Annotated in this window: 19 protein-coding genes; 16 read left to right on the forward strand and 3 right to left on the reverse strand. The window is 29.0% G+C overall.

Features of this window, described 5'->3' with window-relative positions; genetic code table 11:
* Nucleotide 1 precedes the first annotated feature (1 nt).
* The 3 genes from Q0776_RS15800 (at nt 2) to Q0776_RS15810 (ending at nt 3,214) form a co-directional block, all read left to right on the forward strand.
* A complete protein-coding gene (locus Q0776_RS15800; protein ID WP_298370358.1) occupies nt 2-1,795 on the forward strand; it encodes an acyl-CoA dehydrogenase family protein in 1,794 nt (597 codons plus the stop codon).
* A gap of 145 nt (nt 1,796-1,940) precedes the next feature.
* Nucleotides 1,941-2,357, forward strand: coding sequence for a hypothetical protein (locus Q0776_RS15805; RefSeq protein WP_298370361.1), 417 nt, complete (start codon nt 1,941-1,943; stop codon nt 2,355-2,357).
* 101 nt (nt 2,358-2,458) lie between these two features.
* The gene (locus Q0776_RS15810) at nt 2,459-3,214 is read left to right on the forward strand and encodes an MBL fold metallo-hydrolase (RefSeq protein WP_298370364.1); all 756 of its coding nucleotides are present in this window, start codon (nt 2,459-2,461) and stop codon (nt 3,212-3,214) included.
* Between the two features lie 2 nt (nt 3,215-3,216).
* Here the strand turns inward: Q0776_RS15810 and Q0776_RS15815 are convergent, their stop codons facing one another.
* Nucleotides 3,217-4,488, reverse strand: coding sequence for a DUF2851 family protein (locus tag Q0776_RS15815; RefSeq protein ID WP_298370366.1), 1,272 nt, complete (start codon nt 4,486-4,488; stop codon nt 3,217-3,219).
* Between the two features lie 115 nt (nt 4,489-4,603).
* Here Q0776_RS15815 and Q0776_RS15820 point away from each other — a divergent pair, with 115 nt between their 5' ends.
* From Q0776_RS15820 to Q0776_RS15875, 12 genes are all read left to right on the forward strand, one after another.
* On the forward strand, nt 4,604-5,236 hold the full coding sequence (locus Q0776_RS15820) for a nitroreductase family protein (RefSeq protein WP_298370368.1): 633 nt from the start codon (nt 4,604-4,606) through the stop codon (nt 5,234-5,236).
* A gap of 23 nt (nt 5,237-5,259) precedes the next feature.
* A complete protein-coding gene (locus Q0776_RS15825) occupies nt 5,260-6,717 on the forward strand; it encodes an aminoacyl-histidine dipeptidase (protein ID WP_298370371.1) in 1,458 nt (485 codons plus the stop codon).
* A 121-nt stretch (nt 6,718-6,838) separates the two neighbouring features.
* Complete coding sequence (locus Q0776_RS15830; RefSeq protein WP_298370374.1) at nt 6,839-7,609, forward strand: AAA family ATPase; 771 nt, start codon at nt 6,839-6,841, stop codon at nt 7,607-7,609.
* Between the two features lie 2 nt (nt 7,610-7,611).
* Nucleotides 7,612-8,511, forward strand: a complete 900-nt coding sequence (locus Q0776_RS15835; RefSeq protein ID WP_298370377.1) for a ParB/RepB/Spo0J family partition protein — start codon at nt 7,612-7,614, stop codon at nt 8,509-8,511.
* On the forward strand, nt 8,511-9,089 hold the full coding sequence (locus Q0776_RS15840) for a DUF5683 domain-containing protein (protein ID WP_298370379.1): 579 nt from the start codon (nt 8,511-8,513) through the stop codon (nt 9,087-9,089). The genes Q0776_RS15835 and Q0776_RS15840 overlap by 1 nt, the downstream gene beginning before the upstream one ends.
* 2 nt (nt 9,090-9,091) lie before the next feature.
* Nucleotides 9,092-9,796 (forward strand): 4-hydroxy-tetrahydrodipicolinate reductase, encoded by a 705-nt coding sequence (dapB, locus tag Q0776_RS15845; RefSeq protein WP_298370381.1) that lies wholly within the window; start codon nt 9,092-9,094, stop codon nt 9,794-9,796.
* Between the two features lie 18 nt (nt 9,797-9,814).
* The gene (lepB, locus tag Q0776_RS15850) at nt 9,815-11,362 is read left to right on the forward strand and encodes a signal peptidase I (protein WP_298370384.1); all 1,548 of its coding nucleotides are present in this window, start codon (nt 9,815-9,817) and stop codon (nt 11,360-11,362) included.
* A 33-nt stretch (nt 11,363-11,395) separates the two neighbouring features.
* Entirely contained in the window at nt 11,396-12,010 is a 615-nt protein-coding gene (locus Q0776_RS15855; protein WP_298370387.1) for a WbqC family protein, read from the forward strand.
* A gap of 3 nt (nt 12,011-12,013) precedes the next feature.
* Nucleotides 12,014-12,328, forward strand: coding sequence for a DUF6122 family protein (locus Q0776_RS15860; RefSeq protein WP_366139409.1), 315 nt, complete (start codon nt 12,014-12,016; stop codon nt 12,326-12,328).
* 124 nt (nt 12,329-12,452) lie between these two features.
* Nucleotides 12,453-13,073 (forward strand): YiiX/YebB-like N1pC/P60 family cysteine hydrolase, encoded by a 621-nt coding sequence (locus Q0776_RS15865; protein WP_298370388.1) that lies wholly within the window; start codon nt 12,453-12,455, stop codon nt 13,071-13,073.
* Between the two features lie 20 nt (nt 13,074-13,093).
* Nucleotides 13,094-13,504 (forward strand): DUF4878 domain-containing protein, encoded by a 411-nt coding sequence (locus tag Q0776_RS15870; RefSeq protein WP_298370390.1) that lies wholly within the window; start codon nt 13,094-13,096, stop codon nt 13,502-13,504.
* Between the two features lie 79 nt (nt 13,505-13,583).
* Nucleotides 13,584-15,446: a hypothetical protein gene (locus tag Q0776_RS15875; RefSeq protein ID WP_298370392.1), complete on the forward strand. Its 1,863-nt coding sequence runs from the start codon at nt 13,584-13,586 to the stop codon at nt 15,444-15,446.
* 44 nt (nt 15,447-15,490) lie between these two features.
* Here Q0776_RS15875 and ettA read toward each other — a convergent pair whose 3' ends face one another.
* Both ettA and Q0776_RS15885 read right to left on the reverse strand, forming a co-directional pair.
* Entirely contained in the window at nt 15,491-17,182 is a 1,692-nt protein-coding gene (ettA, locus tag Q0776_RS15880) for an energy-dependent translational throttle protein EttA (RefSeq protein ID WP_298370394.1), read from the reverse strand.
* Nucleotides 17,183-17,236: 54 nt separating this feature from the next.
* Nucleotides 17,237-17,413 carry a CAL67264 family membrane protein gene (locus Q0776_RS15885; RefSeq protein ID WP_090123957.1) on the reverse strand — a complete coding sequence of 59 codons (177 nt, stop codon included), beginning with the start codon at nt 17,411-17,413 and terminating at the stop codon, nt 17,237-17,239.
* Nucleotides 17,414-17,584: 171 nt separating this feature from the next.
* Between Q0776_RS15885 and Q0776_RS15890 the strand changes: the two genes are divergently transcribed.
* Entirely contained in the window at nt 17,585-19,582 is a 1,998-nt protein-coding gene (locus Q0776_RS15890) for an ATP-binding protein (RefSeq protein ID WP_298370402.1), read from the forward strand.
* The last annotated feature ends 4 nt before the right edge of the window (nt 19,583-19,586 follow it).

A 19,586-nucleotide genomic window follows, 5' to 3' on the forward strand; every position in this document is an offset into this window, starting at 1 on the left:
AATGGCAACAATTAAAGGAGGAGAATTCCTAATTAAAGAAATTAAAGCTGAAGATATTTTTATTTCTGAAGATTTTAATGAAGAACAAAATATGATGAAAGAAGCGGTTATTGAATTTATAGACCGTGAAGTTTGGCCTCATAAAGAACGTTTTGAGAATAAAGATTATGCGCTCACAGAAGAAGTAATGCGTAAAGCTGGTGAAATGGGCTTTTTAGGTGTTTCCATTCCCGAAAAATATGGAGGAATTGGTATGGGATTTGTTTCTACAATGTTGGTTACAGATTATATTTCAGCTGCAACTGGTTCGGTAGGAACTGCTTTCGGAGCTCATACAGGAATTGGAACTATGCCAATTTTTTTATATGGAACTGAAGAGCAAAAACAGAAATACTTACCTAGCTTAACTTCTGGAGAAAAATTTGGAGCTTACTGTCTAACCGAACCCGGTGCTGGTAGTGACGCAAACTCAGGAAAAACCACAGCCACTTTAACTGAAGATGGAACGCATTATAAAATTAATGGGCAAAAAATGTGGATTTCAAACGCAGGCTTTGCTGAAATCTTTATTGTTTTCGCTAGAATTGAAGACGATAAAAATATTACTGCATTTATTTTAGAATACGACAAAGAAAACCCAAACGGTCTTACACTTGGAGAAGAAGAGCACAAACTTGGAATCAAATCTTCATCCACTCGTCAAGTATTTTTCAATGATACATTAGTACCTGTTGAAAATATGCTTTCCGAAAGAGGAAAAGGGTTTAAAATTGCATTAAACTCGCTTAATGTTGGACGAATTAAATTAGGTGCTGCCTGTCTAGATGCAAGTAGACGAATAATTACAAATTCGGTTAAATATGGAAACGAACGTAAACAATTTAAAACTGTAATTTCAAATTTTGGAGCTATTCAGAAAAAATATGCTGAAATGTGCACCAAAACTTTTACCATAGACGCAGCTTGTTATAGAGCAGCAAAAGACATTCAAAATATGATTGACGATGGTTTAGCCGAAGGGAAATCTCATCAAGATGCAGAACTAGCTGCTTTTCAAGAATATGCCATTGAATGCGCAATAATTAAAGTATATGCTTCTGAAGTTTCTCAATTTGTTTCAGATGAGGGAATCCAAATTTTAGGAGGAATGGGATTCTCAAAGGACACCCCTATGGAAAGTGCTTGGAGAGACGCACGTATAACAAGAATATATGAAGGTACAAACGAAATAAACAGACTTTTAACTGTTGGAATGTTGCTAAAAAAAGCAATGAAGGGTCAGTTAGATATTATAACTCCAGCAATGCAAGTTGGTGAAAGTTTAATGGGAATACCTTCATTTGAAACGCCTGACTATTCAGAAGTTCTTTCTGAAGAAAAAGATATGTTAAAAAAACTAAAAAAAGCTTTTTTAATGGTCTCTGGAAAAGCAGTTCAAACATTTGGAATGGATTTAGAAAAGCATCAGCAATTGATTTTAGCTGCAGCTGAAATTATGATTGAAATTTATATGGCTGAATCAGCTATTTTAAAAGCTGAAAAATTAGTTATTAAGACTTCAGAAAAAGAAGCTGAGCAACAAATTGCAATGGCCAAATTAAATCTATTTAACGCCATTGAAACCGTAAATAGTTTTGGAAAAGAAGCCATTTTATACTTTTCTGAAGGAGATGAACAGCGCATGATGTTAATGGGATTAAAACGTTTTACAAAATATACAAACAACCCTAACCCTATAAAATTAAGAAAAGTTATTGCTGAAAAGTTAATAACTGAAAACCAATATTGTTTCTAGAAAACAATTAGTTCAATCAATCGTAAAATGCCATAACGTGATGTTATGGCATTTTTTATTTTTTACCATCACTTTTTTTTGTAACTTTAATGTAGCAAAAAACGACCTTTTCTACCCCAATTGAATAATCATTAAAACTAAGATTATGAAAAAAAACATTGGAATTTGGATAGACACCAAACAAGCTATTATTGTTAATTACAACAACGGAAAAAGTTCATTTAAAAAAATTGAATCGAACGTAGAAACTCGTGAACGCGTAAAAGGAGAATCAAAAAAATTCGGTCGATTTGGTGGACAATATCTAACTTATGAAAAAAACAGACTCAATCGAAAAAATTTACAAATCACGTTTTTCCTGAAAGACTTAGTTAAAATAATTGAAAATTCTGATGGTGTTGTTATATTTGGGCCTTCTAAAATGAAACGTTTACTTGAAAAGGAAATTAGAAATAATATGAAAATATCCAATAAACTATTAGGTGTTTATAATTCAGATTTAATTACTGATAATCAAATGGTTGCCTGGGTAAAAGACTTTTATGATAAAAGAAAAAGTTAATCAACTTCTAATTTTTTATATTTTTTTATTTATTTGGCATAATATTGGATTTTAATACTTTAGTATAAAATTAATTATACTTATTAATTAAACATATTTTTATGAAATTTAAAAACCTACTAATTTCATCCGTTTTGCTTGCTATTAATTTTGGTTTTGCTCAAAGCATTGATATTGACCAAATAAAAACATTAAATGGCTCTATAGGTATTCAACCCGTTACACACGCTAGTTTAATATTAACTCATAACAACAAGTCTATATTTATTGATCCGCATGGTAATTCTGAAATCTATAAAACGAATAATACCCCAGATATTATTTTAATTACTGATATTCATGGAGATCATTTAGATTTAACAACTTTAAATCAATTAAATACATCAAAAAGTATTTTTATAGTTCCACAAGCCGTAGCAAATAAACTTCCAGAAAAATATAAATCACAAATTGTAGTTTTAAAAAATGGACAAGGGGTTCATAGATTAGATTATTTTATTCAAGCAATTGCGATGTATAATTTACCTGAAGAATCTAATTCTAAACATCCTAAAGGGAGAGGAAACGGCTATATTTTATCTATTGGCGATAAACGAATTTACATATCTGGAGATACTGGGGACATTATAGAAATGAGATCACTTAGAAATATTGATATTGCATTTGTTTGTATGAATTTACCTTATACTATGGATATACATCAAGCGGCAAGTGCAGTTTTGGAATTCAAACCTAAAACAGTATATCCTTATCATTACAGAGGAAAAAATGGATTAAGTGATGTGAAAAAATTTAAAGAAATTGTAATCTCAAAAGACCCAAATATTTCAGTAAAATTAAAAAATTGGTATCGTTAAAATTAAGGTTTTAATAATTCTTTTCCAATAGCGCAGTTTAAACATAATTGCTTATTACAATATTCATTTTTTAAATGAAGCATTGCTTGGGTTTCAAAAGCACTTTTACTTTTTATTTTTAAGTTGCTAAACTTTGAAATAATTGTATTCCTCTCTGGTTTTAGTTGTTCAATTAAGGATAATATTAAGCTAAAATCAGTTTTTCCTAAACTTTTTAAATAAACAAATTTTAATGGAATTATGGTATTAATAATTAACAAGTCTATAAATGATTTTGTAAGTTTTTTAGTGCTTTTTTTAGATTCAGTTTCAAAGGTATAATGCGTTTGCCAAAAAGGAGCAGCCGAAATTTCAAATAATTTATAGTATTGATTTACAGAGTTTATTTCCATAAGTTTTGAAAATAAATTTTGATGACTATTATATAAACTTGCTAATTGAGATAATCTAATAGTTGGAAAATTATTTGGTCTAAGTCTAAAAAACTGAATCTGACCGCTAGAAATTGGCTCTATTTTAAACTTAGTTTTTAAATATTCAAACTCGTTTTTTAATTTCATAAAATAAGCTGATTCGCATTCTTTAAACAAAAGGTTAGCTTGACCAAAAAATAAGGATTCTAATTGCTCATTATCACCACTTAGCTTCCTTACCAAGTTAAAATCAAATGAATTTGCAAAATTTAAAAAGGCATCACCATTTACTTTTAACCCAAAACCTTTAGCTAACAATTTAAATAATATAGCTTCCCAATCATTCTTATTTTTCACTAATAAGTCTTCAATAACAAAAGACTTATTTTCCAATCTTTCAAAATATAAACGTTCAATCCAATTTTTAACTACAAATGAATCAACGGTTTCAATTTCATTTTCACAATTAATCCATTTCCTATTACCTTCAAATAAATTTTCGTAATTTATTAATAATTGAGGAGTTATATATTTTTTTAATTCCAGTGTAGGAATTATTTCATTTGACTCTCTAAAAACCTCAATATCGTGTTGCCAAACCACATGCAAAATCACTGAATCGTAATTAGAATCTTGCTCATGCTTATGATTATACCAATCGGAAGAGTTTAAATGAATTTCAACGTTTCCTGCCCAAATCTGATTGTTGATTCTAATTTTCGCATTAAAAAAATCTGGACCTGTATTAAAATTTTGAATTCCATTTGAAATAATTTCAATACTTTCTCCTTTTGTAGAAAGCAAGTTTTTAGTAGAAAACAACCTAAGTTTCCATATAAAATGTATTAATTTTTCGTTCATAGCAATATTATAACTTCATAAAAATAAAAATTAACTTTTACTTTTGAAAATTGAAAGTTGTTGTTTCTTAATTTTAAATATTTTTGAATTAAATTTGCCCATAAAACAGATTAAAATGGACATTATAAATAGTTTAAAATGGAGGTATGCAGTAAAAAAATTCGATTCCTCAAAAAAACTATCTACTCAACAAGTTAACACTCTAAAGGAAGCTTTTAATTTAACAGCAACTTCATTTGGTTTACAGCCCGTAAAAATGATTGTAATTAATAATAAAGAGCTACAAGAAAAATTTGTAGAGCACTCTTATTATCAACGTCAAGTTGCAGACGCATCTCATTTGTTGGTATTATGCATTGATACGGATACAACAACAAACGATATTAACAATTATTTTAATTTAGAAAAAGAAACTCGAGGAACTTCTGAAGATGTAGTTTCTGCATTTAGAAAACAGTTAGTAGAAATGTATGAAAATATGCCACTTGAAAAACGTCAATTATCTGCCATATATCAAACTTACATAATACTTGGTAATTTATTAACAGTTTGCGCGGTAGAAAAAATTGATAGTTGCCCTATGGAGGGATTTGTTTCTGATAAAATTGATGAACTTTTAAATTTAAAAGCTTTAAATTTAAAATCTGTTTTATTGTTACCTGTTGGATTTCGATCCAAAGACGACATCATGAGCGGAATGAAAAAAGTTAGAAAAAAACTTAGTGAAACTATTATTGAAATAAATTAAAAATCTTATTATAAAACTTAGTTATGAATAATGATATTAGAGCTTTAGAACCAACATCACTTTGGAATAATTTTGCTGATTTAAATGCAGTTCCAAGAGGTTCAAAAAAAGAAGAACGTGTAATACAATTTATGGTTAATTTTGGAAATAAATTAAACCTAAAAACAATTGTTGACCCAGTTGGAAATGTAATTATAAAAAAACCTGCTTCTGCAGGAATGGAGAATAGAAAAACCATAGTTATGCAATCGCATTTAGATATGGTACATCAAAAAAATGCAGACACTGTTTTTGATTTTGATACAGAAGGTATTAAAATGAAAATAGAAGGTGATTGGGTAAAAGCCGATGGAACAACTTTGGGTGCCGACAACGGTTTAGGAGTTGCAGCAATTATGAGCGTTTTAGCTTCATCTGAAATAAAACACCCAGCTATTGAAGCTTTGTTTACAATTGATGAAGAAACTGGAATGACTGGAGCAATGGGATTACAAGCTGGTTATTTAGATGGTGAAATTCTTTTAAATTTAGATACCGAAGAAGATGATGAAATTGATATAGGCTGTGCAGGTGGAATCGATATTACTGCCGAAAATCCATACAATGAAGTTCACACACCTTCAAATAGTGTTGGATACGCTATCTCTGTAACAGGTTTAAACGGAGGTCATTCGGGTATGGATATTCATAAAGGTTTAGGAAATGCTAACAAAATAATGAACAGAGTTTTATATGAAATCCAAGATTCCATTAGAATTTCAGAAATTAATGGTGGTAGTTTAAGAAATGCTATTCCAAGAGAAAGCTTTGCTATCATATCTGTTTATAATTCTCAAAAAGATGGCTTTTTAAAGAAGTCAAAAAAAATTATTAAACAGATTAAGACTGAATTAAAAACTGTTGACCCTAACTTAGAAATTGAATGTAAACAAGTTGAAACACCTAACAAGGTGATGACTGCCATTAGCCAAACTACTTTACTAAAAACAATATACTCTGCACATAATGGAGTATATAGAATGAGTAATGATATGGAAGATTTAGTTGAAACTTCTAATAACGTTGCAAGGGTAATTGTAAAAGATGAACTTATTAAAATACTTTGTTTAACAAGGTCGTCTGTAGAATCTTCGAAAAATGATTTAACAAATATGCTTACATCAACTTTTGAAATGGCTGGTTATATGGTAACATTGTCGGGTTCATATCCGGGTTGGAAACCAAATGTAGATTCTCCAATTTTAAAAGTATTATCTAGTTCTTATGAAAAGTTATTCAATGAAAAAGCAAACGTAGTTGCTTGTCATGCAGGATTAGAATGCGGAATACTTGGAACAAATTATCCAGAAATGGATATGATTTCATTTGGACCAACAATACAAGGAGCTCACTCTCCAGATGAACGAGCTAGTATTAAATCGGCACAAAAATTCTGGAAATATTTGTTAACAATTTTAGAGAATATACCTACTAAAAGGTAAATATTAAAAGCGGTTGTTAATTCAATCGCTTTTATTTTTTTAATTCTTTGTTAACAATATTAACTTTTAAAAACCATAAATAATTGTATTTTTACGGCTTAAATAAATTCTAAAATCTTTTATGGGAAAAATTATTGCTGTTGCCAATCAAAAAGGAGGTGTTGGAAAAACTACAACTACAGTAAATTTAGCTGCTGCATTGGGCGTGTTAGAAAAGAAAGTGTTGTTAATTGATGCCGATCCACAAGCAAATGCATCCTCTGGTTTAGGAGTTATTGTAGATGATGTAGAATTTGGTACATACCAATTATTGGAACATGCTATTTCTGCAAAAGAAGCTGTTGTAGATACAAATTCACCAAATGTTTCCTTAATTCCAGCACATATTGATTTAGTTGCTATTGAAATTGAATTAGTAGATAAAGACAATAGAGAATATATGCTTAAACAGGCATTAGCTGAAATAAAAGACGAATACGATTATATTCTAATTGATTGTGCTCCATCATTAGGGTTAATTACTTTAAACGCCTTGGTTGCCGCCGACTCTGTTATTATTCCTATTCAATGTGAATACTTTGCGTTAGAAGGTTTGGGTAAATTATTAAATACTATTAAAAGTATTCAAAATCTTCATAATACGGATTTGGATATTGAAGGATTATTACTTACAATGTATGATTCTCGATTAAGGTTATCAAATCAAGTAGTTGAGGAAGTAAAAAAACATTTTCAGGATATGGTGTTCAAAACCATAATACAAAGAAATGTACGTTTAAGTGAAGCTCCAAGTTATGGAGAAAGCATTATAGCTTATGATGCAACAAGTAGAGGCGCAGTAAATTATATTAACTTAGCCCATGAAATTTTAAAACAACACAGTAATACCTAAAAATGGCAAAAGCAACTAAAAAACAAGCTCTTGGAAGAGGTTTATCGGCTCTATTAAAAGAAAACAGTACAAATGTTACCTCTGCAAATGATAAAAATGCTGATAAAGTTGTTGGTAGTATTATAGAAATTGAATTAAATCAAATTGAAATTAATCCATTTCAACCAAGAAGTTATTTTAATGAAGAGGCTTTACAAGAATTAGCAAGTTCTATAAAAGAGCTAGGAGTTATTCAGCCAATAACTGTTAGAAAATTAGAAAGTGGATTGTTCCAACTTGTTTCTGGTGAAAGAAGGTTTAGAGCTTCTAAACTAATTGGAAACGAAACAATTCCGGCTTATATAAGACTAGCCAATGACCAAGAAATGTTGGAAATGGCCTTGGTTGAAAATATTCAGCGAAAAGATTTAGACCCAATTGAAGTTGCGCTGTCCTATCAAAGATTAATTGATGAAATTGATCTTACTCAAGAAGAAATGAGCAAAAGAGTTGGTAAAAAAAGATCAACAATTACAAATTATTTACGCTTATTAAAATTAGATCCTATAATCCAAACAGGAATGCGCGATTCATTTATTTCAATGGGACATGGCCGGGCATTAATAAACATCGAAGATTCAGAAGATCAATTAAAAATTTACGAAAATATAGTTGCAAACAAACTTTCTGTAAGACAAACAGAGCAACTTGTTAAAGACTATAAAGATGGCTCCCCAAAAAAAAAGAGTGCCGTTCCAAAAAAGACAGAAACTCCTAAATTTATAAATAACGGAATTAAAACATTTAGTGAATACTTTGGTCATAAAATTGACGTTAAATTATCTGGAAAGGATAAAGGGAAAATTGTTATTCCATTTCATTCTGAAGAAGATTTTAACAGATTAAAAAAATTACTTGAATAGTGCTTAGTAAAAAACTATATTTTTTTTTCAGTTTAATTAGTTTTGTTGCAACATCTAGTTTTGCTCAAGACAATTTAATTATCAATGCTCAAGATTCTATTGCCGTAAGCCCAGTTGAATTTGACATGCTTTCTCCATCACGAGCGGCATTTTATTCGGCAATACTACCTGGTTTAGGACAAGCCTATAATAAAAAATATTGGAAAATTCCTTTCGTTTATGGAGCCTTAGGAGCTGGTGTATACTTCTATGATTTTAACAATTCTAGATATAATAGATCTAGAACCGCGTTTAAATTATTAAAAAGTGGTAAACCCCATGAATTTGATGGCTTAGATGGGAATATTTTCCTTTCAGAAGATGCACTTGTAAGGGCACAAAAATCTTATAAAAAAGACCGAGACTTGTCTCTCTTAGTAACAGTTGCGTTGTATGTTTTACAAATTTTAGAAGCTAGTACAAACGCACATTTATTACAACATAATGTGGATGATAATTTAACATTTTCTCCACAAATAATTAAAGATGTAACCAACAACAAATCTACTCTAGTTGCATCTCTTAACTTTAAATTTTAACAATGAAAATAGCTTTATTAGGTTATGGAAGAATGGGTAAAACAATTGAACAAATTGCTTTACAAAGAGGACATGAAATAGTTTTAAAAGTTGATGAAAACACAGAAAGCTATGATATAAAATTAGCTGATATAGCAATTGATTTTAGTATTCCATCTGTGGCATTTGAAAACATTTCAAATTGTTTAAAAAACAATGTACCAGTTGTTAGTGGTACAACTGGTTGGTTAGATAAATATGAAGAAGCATTAGAACTTTGTAAACAAAATAATGGAGGTTTTATATATGCCTCTAACTTTAGTTTAGGTGTTAATATCTTTTTTGAACTAAATGAGTATTTAGCAAAAATGATGAGTAATTTGACTGATTATCAAATTTCTATGGAAGAAATTCATCATACAAAAAAATTAGACGCACCAAGTGGTACTGCTATTTCTTTAGCAGAAGGTATTATAAAACATAGCAATAAAAAAAATTGGGCATTAGATGTAACATCTAACGAAAATGAGATACCAATAGTTGCAAAAAGAATTCCTGACGTTCCTGGAACACACTCAATTGAGTATAAATCATCTATCGATTCAATTGATATTAAACATACTGCATTTACACGTGATGGATTTGCTTTAGGAGCGGTAATTGCTTCTGAATGGTTGTTTGGAAAAAAAGGAGTTTATTCTATGAAAGACGTATTAGGTTTAAAATAATATTAAAAAACATTTATTATGACAATGATTGAGTGGTTTGTATTTTTCTTAATAATTCAGGTTATCCATTTTTTAGGAACATGGAAACTATACGTTAAAGCCGGAAAAAAAGCTTGGGAGGCAATTATACCTATCTATAATGTAATTGTCCTAATGAAAATTATAAACCGACCAACATGGTGGGTTATCTTATTATTTATTCCAATAATAAATTTATTAATGTTTCCTGTAATTTGGGTTGAAACTGTTAGAAGTTTTGGTAAATACAAAACTACCGACTCTTTTTTAGCTGTTTTTACATTAGGTTTTTATATTTATTATTTAAATTATATAGAAAATGTTAATTATATTGAAGATAGAAGTTTAAAATCGAGAACTGAACTTGGTGAATGGGTAAGTTCAATTGTTTTCGCAATTGTTGCTGCTACCATAGTGCATACTTATATTATGCAACCCTATACAATTCCAACCTCTTCTCTTGAAAAATCTTTATTAATTGGTGATTTTCTATTTGTAAGCAAATTTCATTATGGAGCAAGGACTCCAATGACGACCATTGCTGCTCCAATGGTACATGATTCATTACCTTTTATTGGAACTAAATCGTATTTAAAAAAACCACAACTTCCATATTTTAGAATTCCAGGTTTTCAGGACATCAAAAGAAATGAAATAGTAGTTTTTAGTTGGCCAGTTGATACTGTACAACGATTTTTTGACACGTCTAATATTCATATTGACAAACCTATTGATAAAAAGTCGAACTACGTAAAACGTTGTGTAGGAATTGCAGGTGATTCATTAGAAATTAAAAATGGATATATATATATAAATGGGGAAAAGACGGTTTTACCGGATAGAGCAAAACCTCAGTTTATGCACAAAGTTGAAACTAACGGTCAACAATTAAGTGCTACAACTTTAAAAAGATACGACATAACGGAAGGGCGTAATATGGGAGAATATTATATTCTTAATTTAACCGATGAAAATGCTGCAAGACTCAAAAAAAATCCATTAGTTAAAAATATAATAAAAGAAAATGCTCCTGCTGGAGAATTTAACTCTAGGGTTTTTCCACATAACGAACAATATCCTTGGTCTGAAGATAATTATGGCCCAATATACATACCTGAAGCAGGAAAAACAGTTGATTTAAATTCAGCTTCGTTACCTTTTTACAAAAGAATAATAGAAGTTTACGAAAATAATAATTTAACTATTAACGGTGATGATATTTTTATAAATGGAGAATTGGCTACAACCTATACTTTTAAGCAAAATTACTATTGGATGATGGGAGATAACCGTCATAATTCTGAAGATGCGCGTTTTTGGGGTTATGTTCCTTTTGACCATGTTGTTGGTAAACCTGTATTTATTTGGTTTAGTTGGGATACAAATGGAGATGGAATAGCCAATAAAATACGTTGGGATCGTGTTTTCACCACAGTTCATGGTGAAGGTAAACCAGTTTCATATTTGTATTATTTCTTAGGTGCATTAATTTTATGGTTTGGTTATAACAGTTATAGAAAGCGTAAAAAAGAAGAAGAAATAGATTAATCTAGAATTGTCTATAATTACTTTAAAAATTTTATGAATCTATTTCAACCTACATATTTTTCTCCAATTAGTCAATACATCGCTATTGTTAATTCTAAAAAAATACAATTTGAGGTTGAAGATAATTTTCAAAAACAAACTTATAGAAATCGTTGTTATATTTATACTGCCAATGGAAAACATTTATTAAATGTTCCTATTGAGCAAATGAAAGGTGTAAAACAAAAAACTAAAGATGTTAAGGTTGATTATAAAGATAATTGGAATAAACTTCATTTAAAAACTCTAACAACTACTTATAGTTCTTCTCCTTTTTTTGAATTTTATATTGATGATTTATTACCAATATTCAATAAAAAACACAACTTCTTATTGGATTTAAATTTGAAATGTCATTCCTCAATTATGGATGCTTTACAAACTAATATTGCATATTCAAAAACCAAAGAATATAATAAAGAAATAAAACAAAATGATTTTCGAAAACTAGCCATAGCAAAAGGAGAACCAATTTATACTTTCGATAGATATATTCAGGTTTTTGAACAAAACCATGGCTTTATTCCCAATTTAAGTATTTTAGATTTACTATTTATGGAGGGGCCTAATGCCTTAAATTATTTAGAAAGCCAAACATTAGAATTTTAAATTTTGGAGTTTGTTCGATTTTTAACACATTATGGATTGCATTTTTTAGCTCCTGGAATAATAGCATATATTTTTTTTAAAAATAACTGGAAAACTGTGTATCTACTTTTATTAGCTACAATGTTAATAGATTTAGATCATTTGTACGCAACTCCTTTATTTAACCCAAATAGGTGTAGTATAAATTATCATCCTCTTCACTCCTATTATGCCATAATTCTTTACTTGTTTTTACTTATACCCGTAAAAACTAGAATAATTGCAATTGGATTGCTTTTTCATATGCTTACCGATTATATTGATTGTCAATGGATTTAATAAATAACAATAAAAACATTTTAAACACTAAACTTGTCAATACCAGTATTTTTAATTAAATTTATTACACTACTTCTAAATTAATCATATAGAGAAAAAAGCCCCAGGTTTTAAACTCTGCGTTATGATTAAGAATGCGATTATATTAGTTCAATTATTATTCCTTCCTATTATAATTACAATATTTTTTTTAACAGCACTCTGTTTTATAAACTTTAGCTGTAAAAATAAAATAACATCAGCAAACAATTTTACTAACCTTAATAATGGCGATTTAATTTTTCGTTGTGGACGATCTACAAATAGTTTTGCAGTTTATTTAGCAGATAAAAATACTGAATTTACGCATGTTGGTATTATTTGTATCGAAAATAAGGCTCCATATGTAATTCACTCTGTACCAAGCAAAACCAATTTAATCCAAAAAGAAACCATAACTTCTTTTTTAAATTCAAACAATACGTCAAAATTTGCAATATATAGAAGTAGTTTTAAACAAGTAAAACTAGATGAAGTTGTAATTGTAGCAAATAGTTATTACATAAATAAATATGAATTTGATTCTAAATATGATTTAACAACAAATACAAAATTATACTGTACAGAAATGATATTAAAAGCTTTTAAAACAGTGGGAATTCATTTAAAATTAAAACCAAAAGAATTTAACTACATTATTGGTAATCAACAAATTATTTTACCATCTGAATTTACAAAATCCCCATTTTTTTATAAAATTATTTAACCATTAAAAACACATTTATTATGAAAAATTCAAAAATTTACATGACCACTTTCGTCATTATTCTATTTGCTGGATTTTGTTCTTGCAATAGCACTAGTTCAAATACGCCCGGAATGGCAGTGACATCTCTTTATGAGAAAATGAAAAATAACGAGTTTGATAAAGTTGCCAAAATGTACGTTACCAAAGATGGCAAACAATTATCTAATGATGAAACTAAAAAATTAGAAGGAATGGTTGGAATGGGAGCTAAAGAATTTGATAAAAAAGGAGGTTTAGATAAAGTAACAATTAATGAAGAAAAAATAAGTGAAGATGGCAATTCTGCTCAAGTTGACTTTACAATTCATTTTAAAAATGGTAAAACCGATAATGAAAATGTTTCATTAATTAAAGTTAATGGAAATTGGGTAATTAAAATAATTGGATAACTTTTATCAATTGAAATAAAAAATCCCAGAATAACTTCTGGGATTTTTTATATCTGTTTGTAATTCTAAAACTCTCATTATGAAAACAAAGCTTTTACTTATTACGCTCTTATTTTTTCTTTTAAATAACTTAATAGTTGCTCAAGAGTATACAAATTTTAAAATAAGCAATATTTCTAAAGAACAAGCCTGGAATGCTGTAAATACTACATTTAAAGATTTTAAATTACCTAATACATATCTATTTAAAAATACTACAACAAGTAATAGTGACTTTTACATCTATACAAGTTTAATGATTAAAAACCGGTTAAAATTTAAAATTGATTACAATTTAGACACCTTAACTATTTCCTTAATAAACAGACAATATCAATCAAACAATAAATGGATAGACAATCCTTTACCAATGTCTAAAAAACAAGCAGAAAAAATTTTAGATCCAATCAAAGAAAAAATTCTTGAGATCACACAAAATAAAATTATAACTCAAAATACCATAAGTTCTAAAAAGGCTGGTATTTTTGAAGATTTTGTCATTATAAAAACCGATGATCCTGAAATGGATTTGCTTGCCTTACATATAAATAACAATATTATAGGGTTTGATTTATTTGATGACTTAAAAACTATAAAGACACTAATTTATAAGGAAAATAAAGAATCGGAAGCAATCATTTTGGAATTTGATGAAAATGGACTCCCAAAATACTTGGCTTTTGAAAATTTTAATATTAAAATAAATTCGAATGCATCTGGTGAACTAGATCTCTTAATAAAAGATAATGATAGTAAACTTATTAGTAAAGAAAAAAATTTTATAGTTCCTCAAACTCTTAATAATCCAAATAATGTATTATTTGAAAAGAATAAAAGCCATGGTCCATTTTACAATAATGAAATATTTGTTTTAGATTCTTCGATTTCTGATGCCTTAGGATTTGCTAGTACAGCAATTTCAGGAATACTCGCTGGACTTCAAGGTCCTAAACAACTAGTATTGGAGACCATTAAAGAAACCACAAAATCTATGGGAATTACATTAGCTGATCCAAATAATAAATTTCTATTAAATGAATTAAGCACTGCAATAGGACTCATTGGTTTAGAAGCAACTGTAACTTCTGCAACAGCTAGCGTAATGGCTTTTGCTCCTTCCCTAGCACCTATTGCTCCTCAATTAATATTTGCAAGTATAGTAGTTGCTGGTTTAAAAATATCATATGATGCAGCAATGAGAATTAAGGAAAGACATTCCACAACAATCCCAAAAAACGACAATCAGTCTTTAACTAAAAATAATAATATAAATGATGAAATTATAACGGGAAATTTACCTTCTAAAGACGCTTCTTTATTTACAATTAATGCTAAAGGATTAAATGATAAAGCAACTATTATTAAACTAGCTCACGAAGCAATGAATAAAATAAATATATATGAAGATAAAATAAAAGCACTTCAAAAAACAGCCGAAGTAATTTTCACTCAAAATAAAAACGTAAATGATGAAAGGTTTTTAAAAATTGCAAATGATATTAAAAACTTAGAAGATGCCTCCAAACAAATAAGAGCTGAATTTGGTGAAAAAATAAAAAATATTGCAGAAAAAGAAACCATTACATTTACAACAAAAAAAACAGACCCTGCAAATTATTATACCGTTGGAGCTTTAAAAGTTGTAGGTGCACACTGGACAAATAATTGGTTAGATATTTTAGTTGAAGTTCCTCTACAAACTTTTAAAATTCCAAAAATAATTAATGAAGAAACTGTCTATGAAACTTTAGGTGATTTAAGATTTAATTATTTAGACAAAGAAGCTAAAATAATTCGTACAAATACAGCTCTTTTTTCAAAGTTCGCTATGCCTTTTAACGATTTTGAAACCATTGAGATTATAGATTTTTATAATTCACAACCAAAACATGTTAAAAATTAATAGTTAAAAAAAATCCCAGAATAACTTCTGGGATTTTTAAGTATTTATCTAATTAATTTTTTATACTTAATACGTTTCGGCATTAAATCACCACCCAATCGTTTTTTCTTATTTTCTTCATACTCCGAGAAAGAACCTTCAAAGAAATATACTTGACTATCTCCTTCAAATGCTAAAATATGTGTACAAATTCTATCTAAAAACCAACGGTCGTGACTAATTACTACTGCACAACCAGCAAAGTTTTCTAAACCTTCTTCTAAGGCACGTAATGTATTTACATCCAAATCGTTAGTAGGTTCATCTAACAATAATACATTTCCTTCTTCACGTAATGTCATTGCTAAATGTAAACGGTTACGTTCACCACCAGATAACGTAGCTACTTTTTTATTTTGTTCACTTCCAGAAAAATTAAAACGGCTTAAATAAGCGCGAGAATTTACTTGCTTTCCTCCCATTAAAATCAATTCTTGTTCTTCAGAAAAGTTTTGCCAAATTGTTTTTTCTGGGTCTATATTAGAATGACTCTGATCTACATACGCGATTTTTGCAGTATCACCTACAATAAATTCGCCTTTATCAGGAGCTAATTCATTCATTATCATTTTAAAAATAGTTGTTTTACCGGCTCCGTTTGGACCAATAATACCAACAATTCCTGCTTGGGGTAAATTAAAATTTAAATCTTCGTATAATAATTTATCTCCAAAAGCTTTTGAAACTCCTTTTGCTTCAATAACATTGGTTCCCAAACGAGGTCCATTTGGAATATAAATTTCTAATTTTTCATCTAATTGCTGCTGATCTTGGCTCATTAATTTATCATAATTCTTCAAACGCGCTTTTTGCTTTGTTTGACGCCCTTTTGCACCTTGACGCACCCATTCTAACTCTCGTTCTAATGTTTTTTGACGTTTAGAAGCTTGTTTAGATTCTTGTGCTAAACGCTTTGATTTTTGATCTAACCATGATGAATAATTTCCTTTCCAAGGAATGCCTTCACCTCTATCCAGTTCTAAAATCCAACCCGCAACATTATCCAAGAAATATCTATCGTGCGTTACTGCAATTACAGTTCCTTTATATTGTTGTAAATGATGCTCTAACCAATGTACAGATTCAGCATCTAAATGGTTCGTTGGCTCATCTAACAATAGTACATCTGGCTCTTGTAACAACAATCTACATAAAGCAACTCTTCTACGTTCACCACCAGACAAATGTTTTATTGGGGTATCACCATCTGGAGTACGTAACGCATCCATAGCAATTTCCAATTTAGTGTCTAATTCCCAAGCATTTGCAGCATCAATTTTATCTTGTAAAATGGCTTGTTGCGCCATTAACTTCTCCATTTTATCTGCATCAGAATACACTTCTTCTAAACCAAACATGTCGTTTATTTTATTGTATTCATCTAAAATTGCAACCGTTTCTGCCACACCTTCTTTTACAATATCTAAAACTGTTTTATCCTCATCTAATTTAGGCTCTTGTGACAAATAACCTACAGAATAACCTGGTGCAAATACAACATCTCCTTGGTAATTTTTTTCTAAACCTCCAATTATTTTAAGCAAGGTTGATTTACCTGAACCGTTTAAACCTAAAATACCAATTTTAGCCCCATAGAAGAAACTTAAATAAATATCTTTTAATACTTGTTTATTCGCTCCTTGATAAGTTTTACTTACTCCGGACATCGAAAAAATCACTTTTTTATCGTCTGACATTCTAAACTATTTTTTTATTTATTTTAAATAATCTTAAAGGATTAACTTATTAATTTACACTCTACCTTTTAATGCATTGAAAACCCAAGCAATTGCAAAGAAGCCTATTCCAACCGATGCAAATCCCCAACCTGCAACATCATCATATCTAAATGCGCCAAGTGCAATAAGTGCTAATCCTACAATTATCATTATTGCCGTAGCCCAAGCCAAAACCGTATTTTTATTCATTTTATATATTTTTGTTTATATTATTTTTAGATAATATCCATAGCAATTAGCAAATATCGTAAAAATAATTGTTTTTATTTCATCAAGTTTGCTTGAATAAAGTATTCATCGTTGTAAAATTGGAACATTTATTCTAATTTATTATAGTAAATCATTAGATTTGCAAATCAAATGAAAAAGCACCCAATATTTTCTAAAAAAAGGATACTCCCATTCATTTTTGCACTTTTTACCTTTATTATTTTAATTTTATCGGTATTAAGTTACACTAACCACACAAAGGGTCAATGGGAAAAGGATGAAAGAGCCAATTTATTGGATTTATTAACAAGTAAAAAATCCAATTTAGAGAAAGCCTTATACTCTCGAATTTATTATACCAGAGGTGTTGCTACTTATGTGAGTTTGAATCCGAATATTACAAATTCAGAATTTCATGAATTGGCAAAAGAATACATAAGAAAAGATTCGGTTATTGGTACAATGGCCCTTTCTAAGAATTGTGTTATAAATGCTATTTATCCAGTAGAAGGACATGAATCTGCAATTGGCCTAGATTTATTATCTCACCCTGAAAGAAAAGAAATAGTTCAAAATACTATTGAAACCAAACTTACATTTGTGGCTGGTCCTGTTGAATTGATAGAAGGTGGCTCTGCTTTTATTAGTTATACCCCTATTTTTATTAAGAAAGGAGTAGATCAAAATGATTTTTGGGGAGTAACCGATATTGTAATTAAGAAAAACCGTTTAATAGATGAAGCGAAATTAAAAATTACTGAAAATGGCTATTCATTTGTACTAAGAGGTACTAATGGCACTGGAAAAAATGGTGAAGTTTTTTGGGGTGAACCAACCATATTTAACAATAACCCAGTAATTATCCCTATAAATCTTCCTATTGGAAATTGGGAATTAGCCGCCATACCCATTACTGGTTGGGGGAATTATTTAGATCAAGATAAAACACTTTTTATAATTTTAATTGTTAGCGTATTTATAATTAGCTTTTTAATTTTATTAATAACAAAGGCTTTAATAAAAATTAGCAATAATGAAAAAGAAATGAAAGCTATTTTACAATCTATAGACAGTATAATTGTAGAATTTAACTTTGAAGGTGAATATTTAAACATTAATTATTCAAACAAAGATTTACTATATCTTCCTGAAGAAGAAATTATAGGAAAAAACATATTCGAAGTGTTTAGTAATCAACAAGCTCTTCAATTTAAAAATGCAATTGAAAAGTGCGCAACAGAACAACGTTTAGTAAATATAGAGTATCCGCTTCAAATTAAAAATAAGCAACATTGGTTTGCGGCTAGAATAACCCCAAAATCAGAAAATACGGTTATTTTAAATGCGTATGACATTACTGAAAAAAAACAGCAAGAAAAATTATTAATTCAATCTAAAAAAAACTTAAAAAAACTGAACAATATGAAAGATCAGTTTTTTTCAATTATTGCACATGATTTAAAAAACCCCTTAGGAGCTCAAAAAGTTGTTTTAGACTTATTGGTTGATAATTATAATTCCATGGAGGATAAAAAAATAAAAAAACTATTAAAAGCTACACAAAATTCTTCCGTGCAATTAAATAATCTACTTGAAAATTTATTAAAATGGTCAATGTCTCAATCTGGAAAAATAGTAATTCAAAATGAAACATTAAATATTGGCAAATCTTTTGAAGAATTATTTAGGCAACTTAATGCAATGTCTAAATTAAAGGATATTACAATTTTAAATACCATTCAAAAAAATGCAACTATTATTGCCGATCCTGATTTAACCGCTCTTATTATTAGAAATTTAGTGTCGAATGCCCTAAAATTCACTAAAAGAAATGGGGTTGTTAAAATTTCTTCAAATCTAACAATTATTAATAAAAAGAGTTTTCAAAAAATATCTATTTCGGATACCGGTATGGGTATACATCCAGACAAATTAAAACACTTATTTAGGATTGATAAAACCGAATCTAGTATAGGTACAGAAAATGAAAAAGGTACCGGATTAGGCTTATTACTTTGTAGAGAATTTATAGAAAAACAAGGAGGAGAAATATTTGTTGAAAGTACTTATGGTAAAGGAAGTGTTTTTTCATTTACACTTCCAACATCTCAAATCATCGATACTGAAAATAAAAATAGTTTAGGCTAAATTC

The sequence above is a fragment of the uncultured Lutibacter sp. genome, from assembly GCF_947495725.1.
In the GTDB taxonomy this organism is placed as follows: domain Bacteria; phylum Bacteroidota; class Bacteroidia; order Flavobacteriales; family Flavobacteriaceae; genus Lutibacter.

Coding starts and splice junctions, on each gene's coding strand:
- Q0776_RS15820 (WP_298370368.1), top strand. CDS start 4,604: ATGGACATTATAAATAGTTTAAAATGGAGGTATGCAGTAAAAAAATTC.
- Q0776_RS15810 (WP_298370364.1), top strand. CDS start 2,459: ATGAAATTTAAAAACCTACTAATTTCATCCGTTTTGCTTGCTATTAAT.
- Q0776_RS15830 (WP_298370374.1), top strand. CDS start 6,839: ATGGGAAAAATTATTGCTGTTGCCAATCAAAAAGGAGGTGTTGGAAAA.
- Q0776_RS15805 (WP_298370361.1), top strand. CDS start 1,941: ATGAAAAAAAACATTGGAATTTGGATAGACACCAAACAAGCTATTATT.
- Q0776_RS15835 (WP_298370377.1), top strand. CDS start 7,612: ATGGCAAAAGCAACTAAAAAACAAGCTCTTGGAAGAGGTTTATCGGCT.
- ettA (WP_298370394.1), bottom strand. CDS start 17,182: ATGTCAGACGATAAAAAAGTGATTTTTTCGATGTCCGGAGTAAGTAAA.
- Q0776_RS15890 (WP_298370402.1), top strand. CDS start 17,585: ATGAAAAAGCACCCAATATTTTCTAAAAAAAGGATACTCCCATTCATT.
- Q0776_RS15815 (WP_298370366.1), bottom strand. CDS start 4,488: ATGAACGAAAAATTAATACATTTTATATGGAAACTTAGGTTGTTTTCT.
- dapB (WP_298370381.1), top strand. CDS start 9,092: ATGAAAATAGCTTTATTAGGTTATGGAAGAATGGGTAAAACAATTGAA.
- Q0776_RS15870 (WP_298370390.1), top strand. CDS start 13,094: ATGAAAAATTCAAAAATTTACATGACCACTTTCGTCATTATTCTATTT.
- Q0776_RS15855 (WP_298370387.1), top strand. CDS start 11,396: ATGAATCTATTTCAACCTACATATTTTTCTCCAATTAGTCAATACATC.
- Q0776_RS15865 (WP_298370388.1), top strand. CDS start 12,453: ATGATTAAGAATGCGATTATATTAGTTCAATTATTATTCCTTCCTATT.
- Q0776_RS15885 (WP_090123957.1), bottom strand. CDS start 17,413: ATGAATAAAAATACGGTTTTGGCTTGGGCTACGGCAATAATGATAATT.
- Q0776_RS15825 (WP_298370371.1), top strand. CDS start 5,260: ATGAATAATGATATTAGAGCTTTAGAACCAACATCACTTTGGAATAAT.
- lepB (WP_298370384.1), top strand. CDS start 9,815: ATGACAATGATTGAGTGGTTTGTATTTTTCTTAATAATTCAGGTTATC.
- Q0776_RS15800 (WP_298370358.1), top strand. CDS start 2: ATGGCAACAATTAAAGGAGGAGAATTCCTAATTAAAGAAATTAAAGCT.
- Q0776_RS15875 (WP_298370392.1), top strand. CDS start 13,584: ATGAAAACAAAGCTTTTACTTATTACGCTCTTATTTTTTCTTTTAAAT.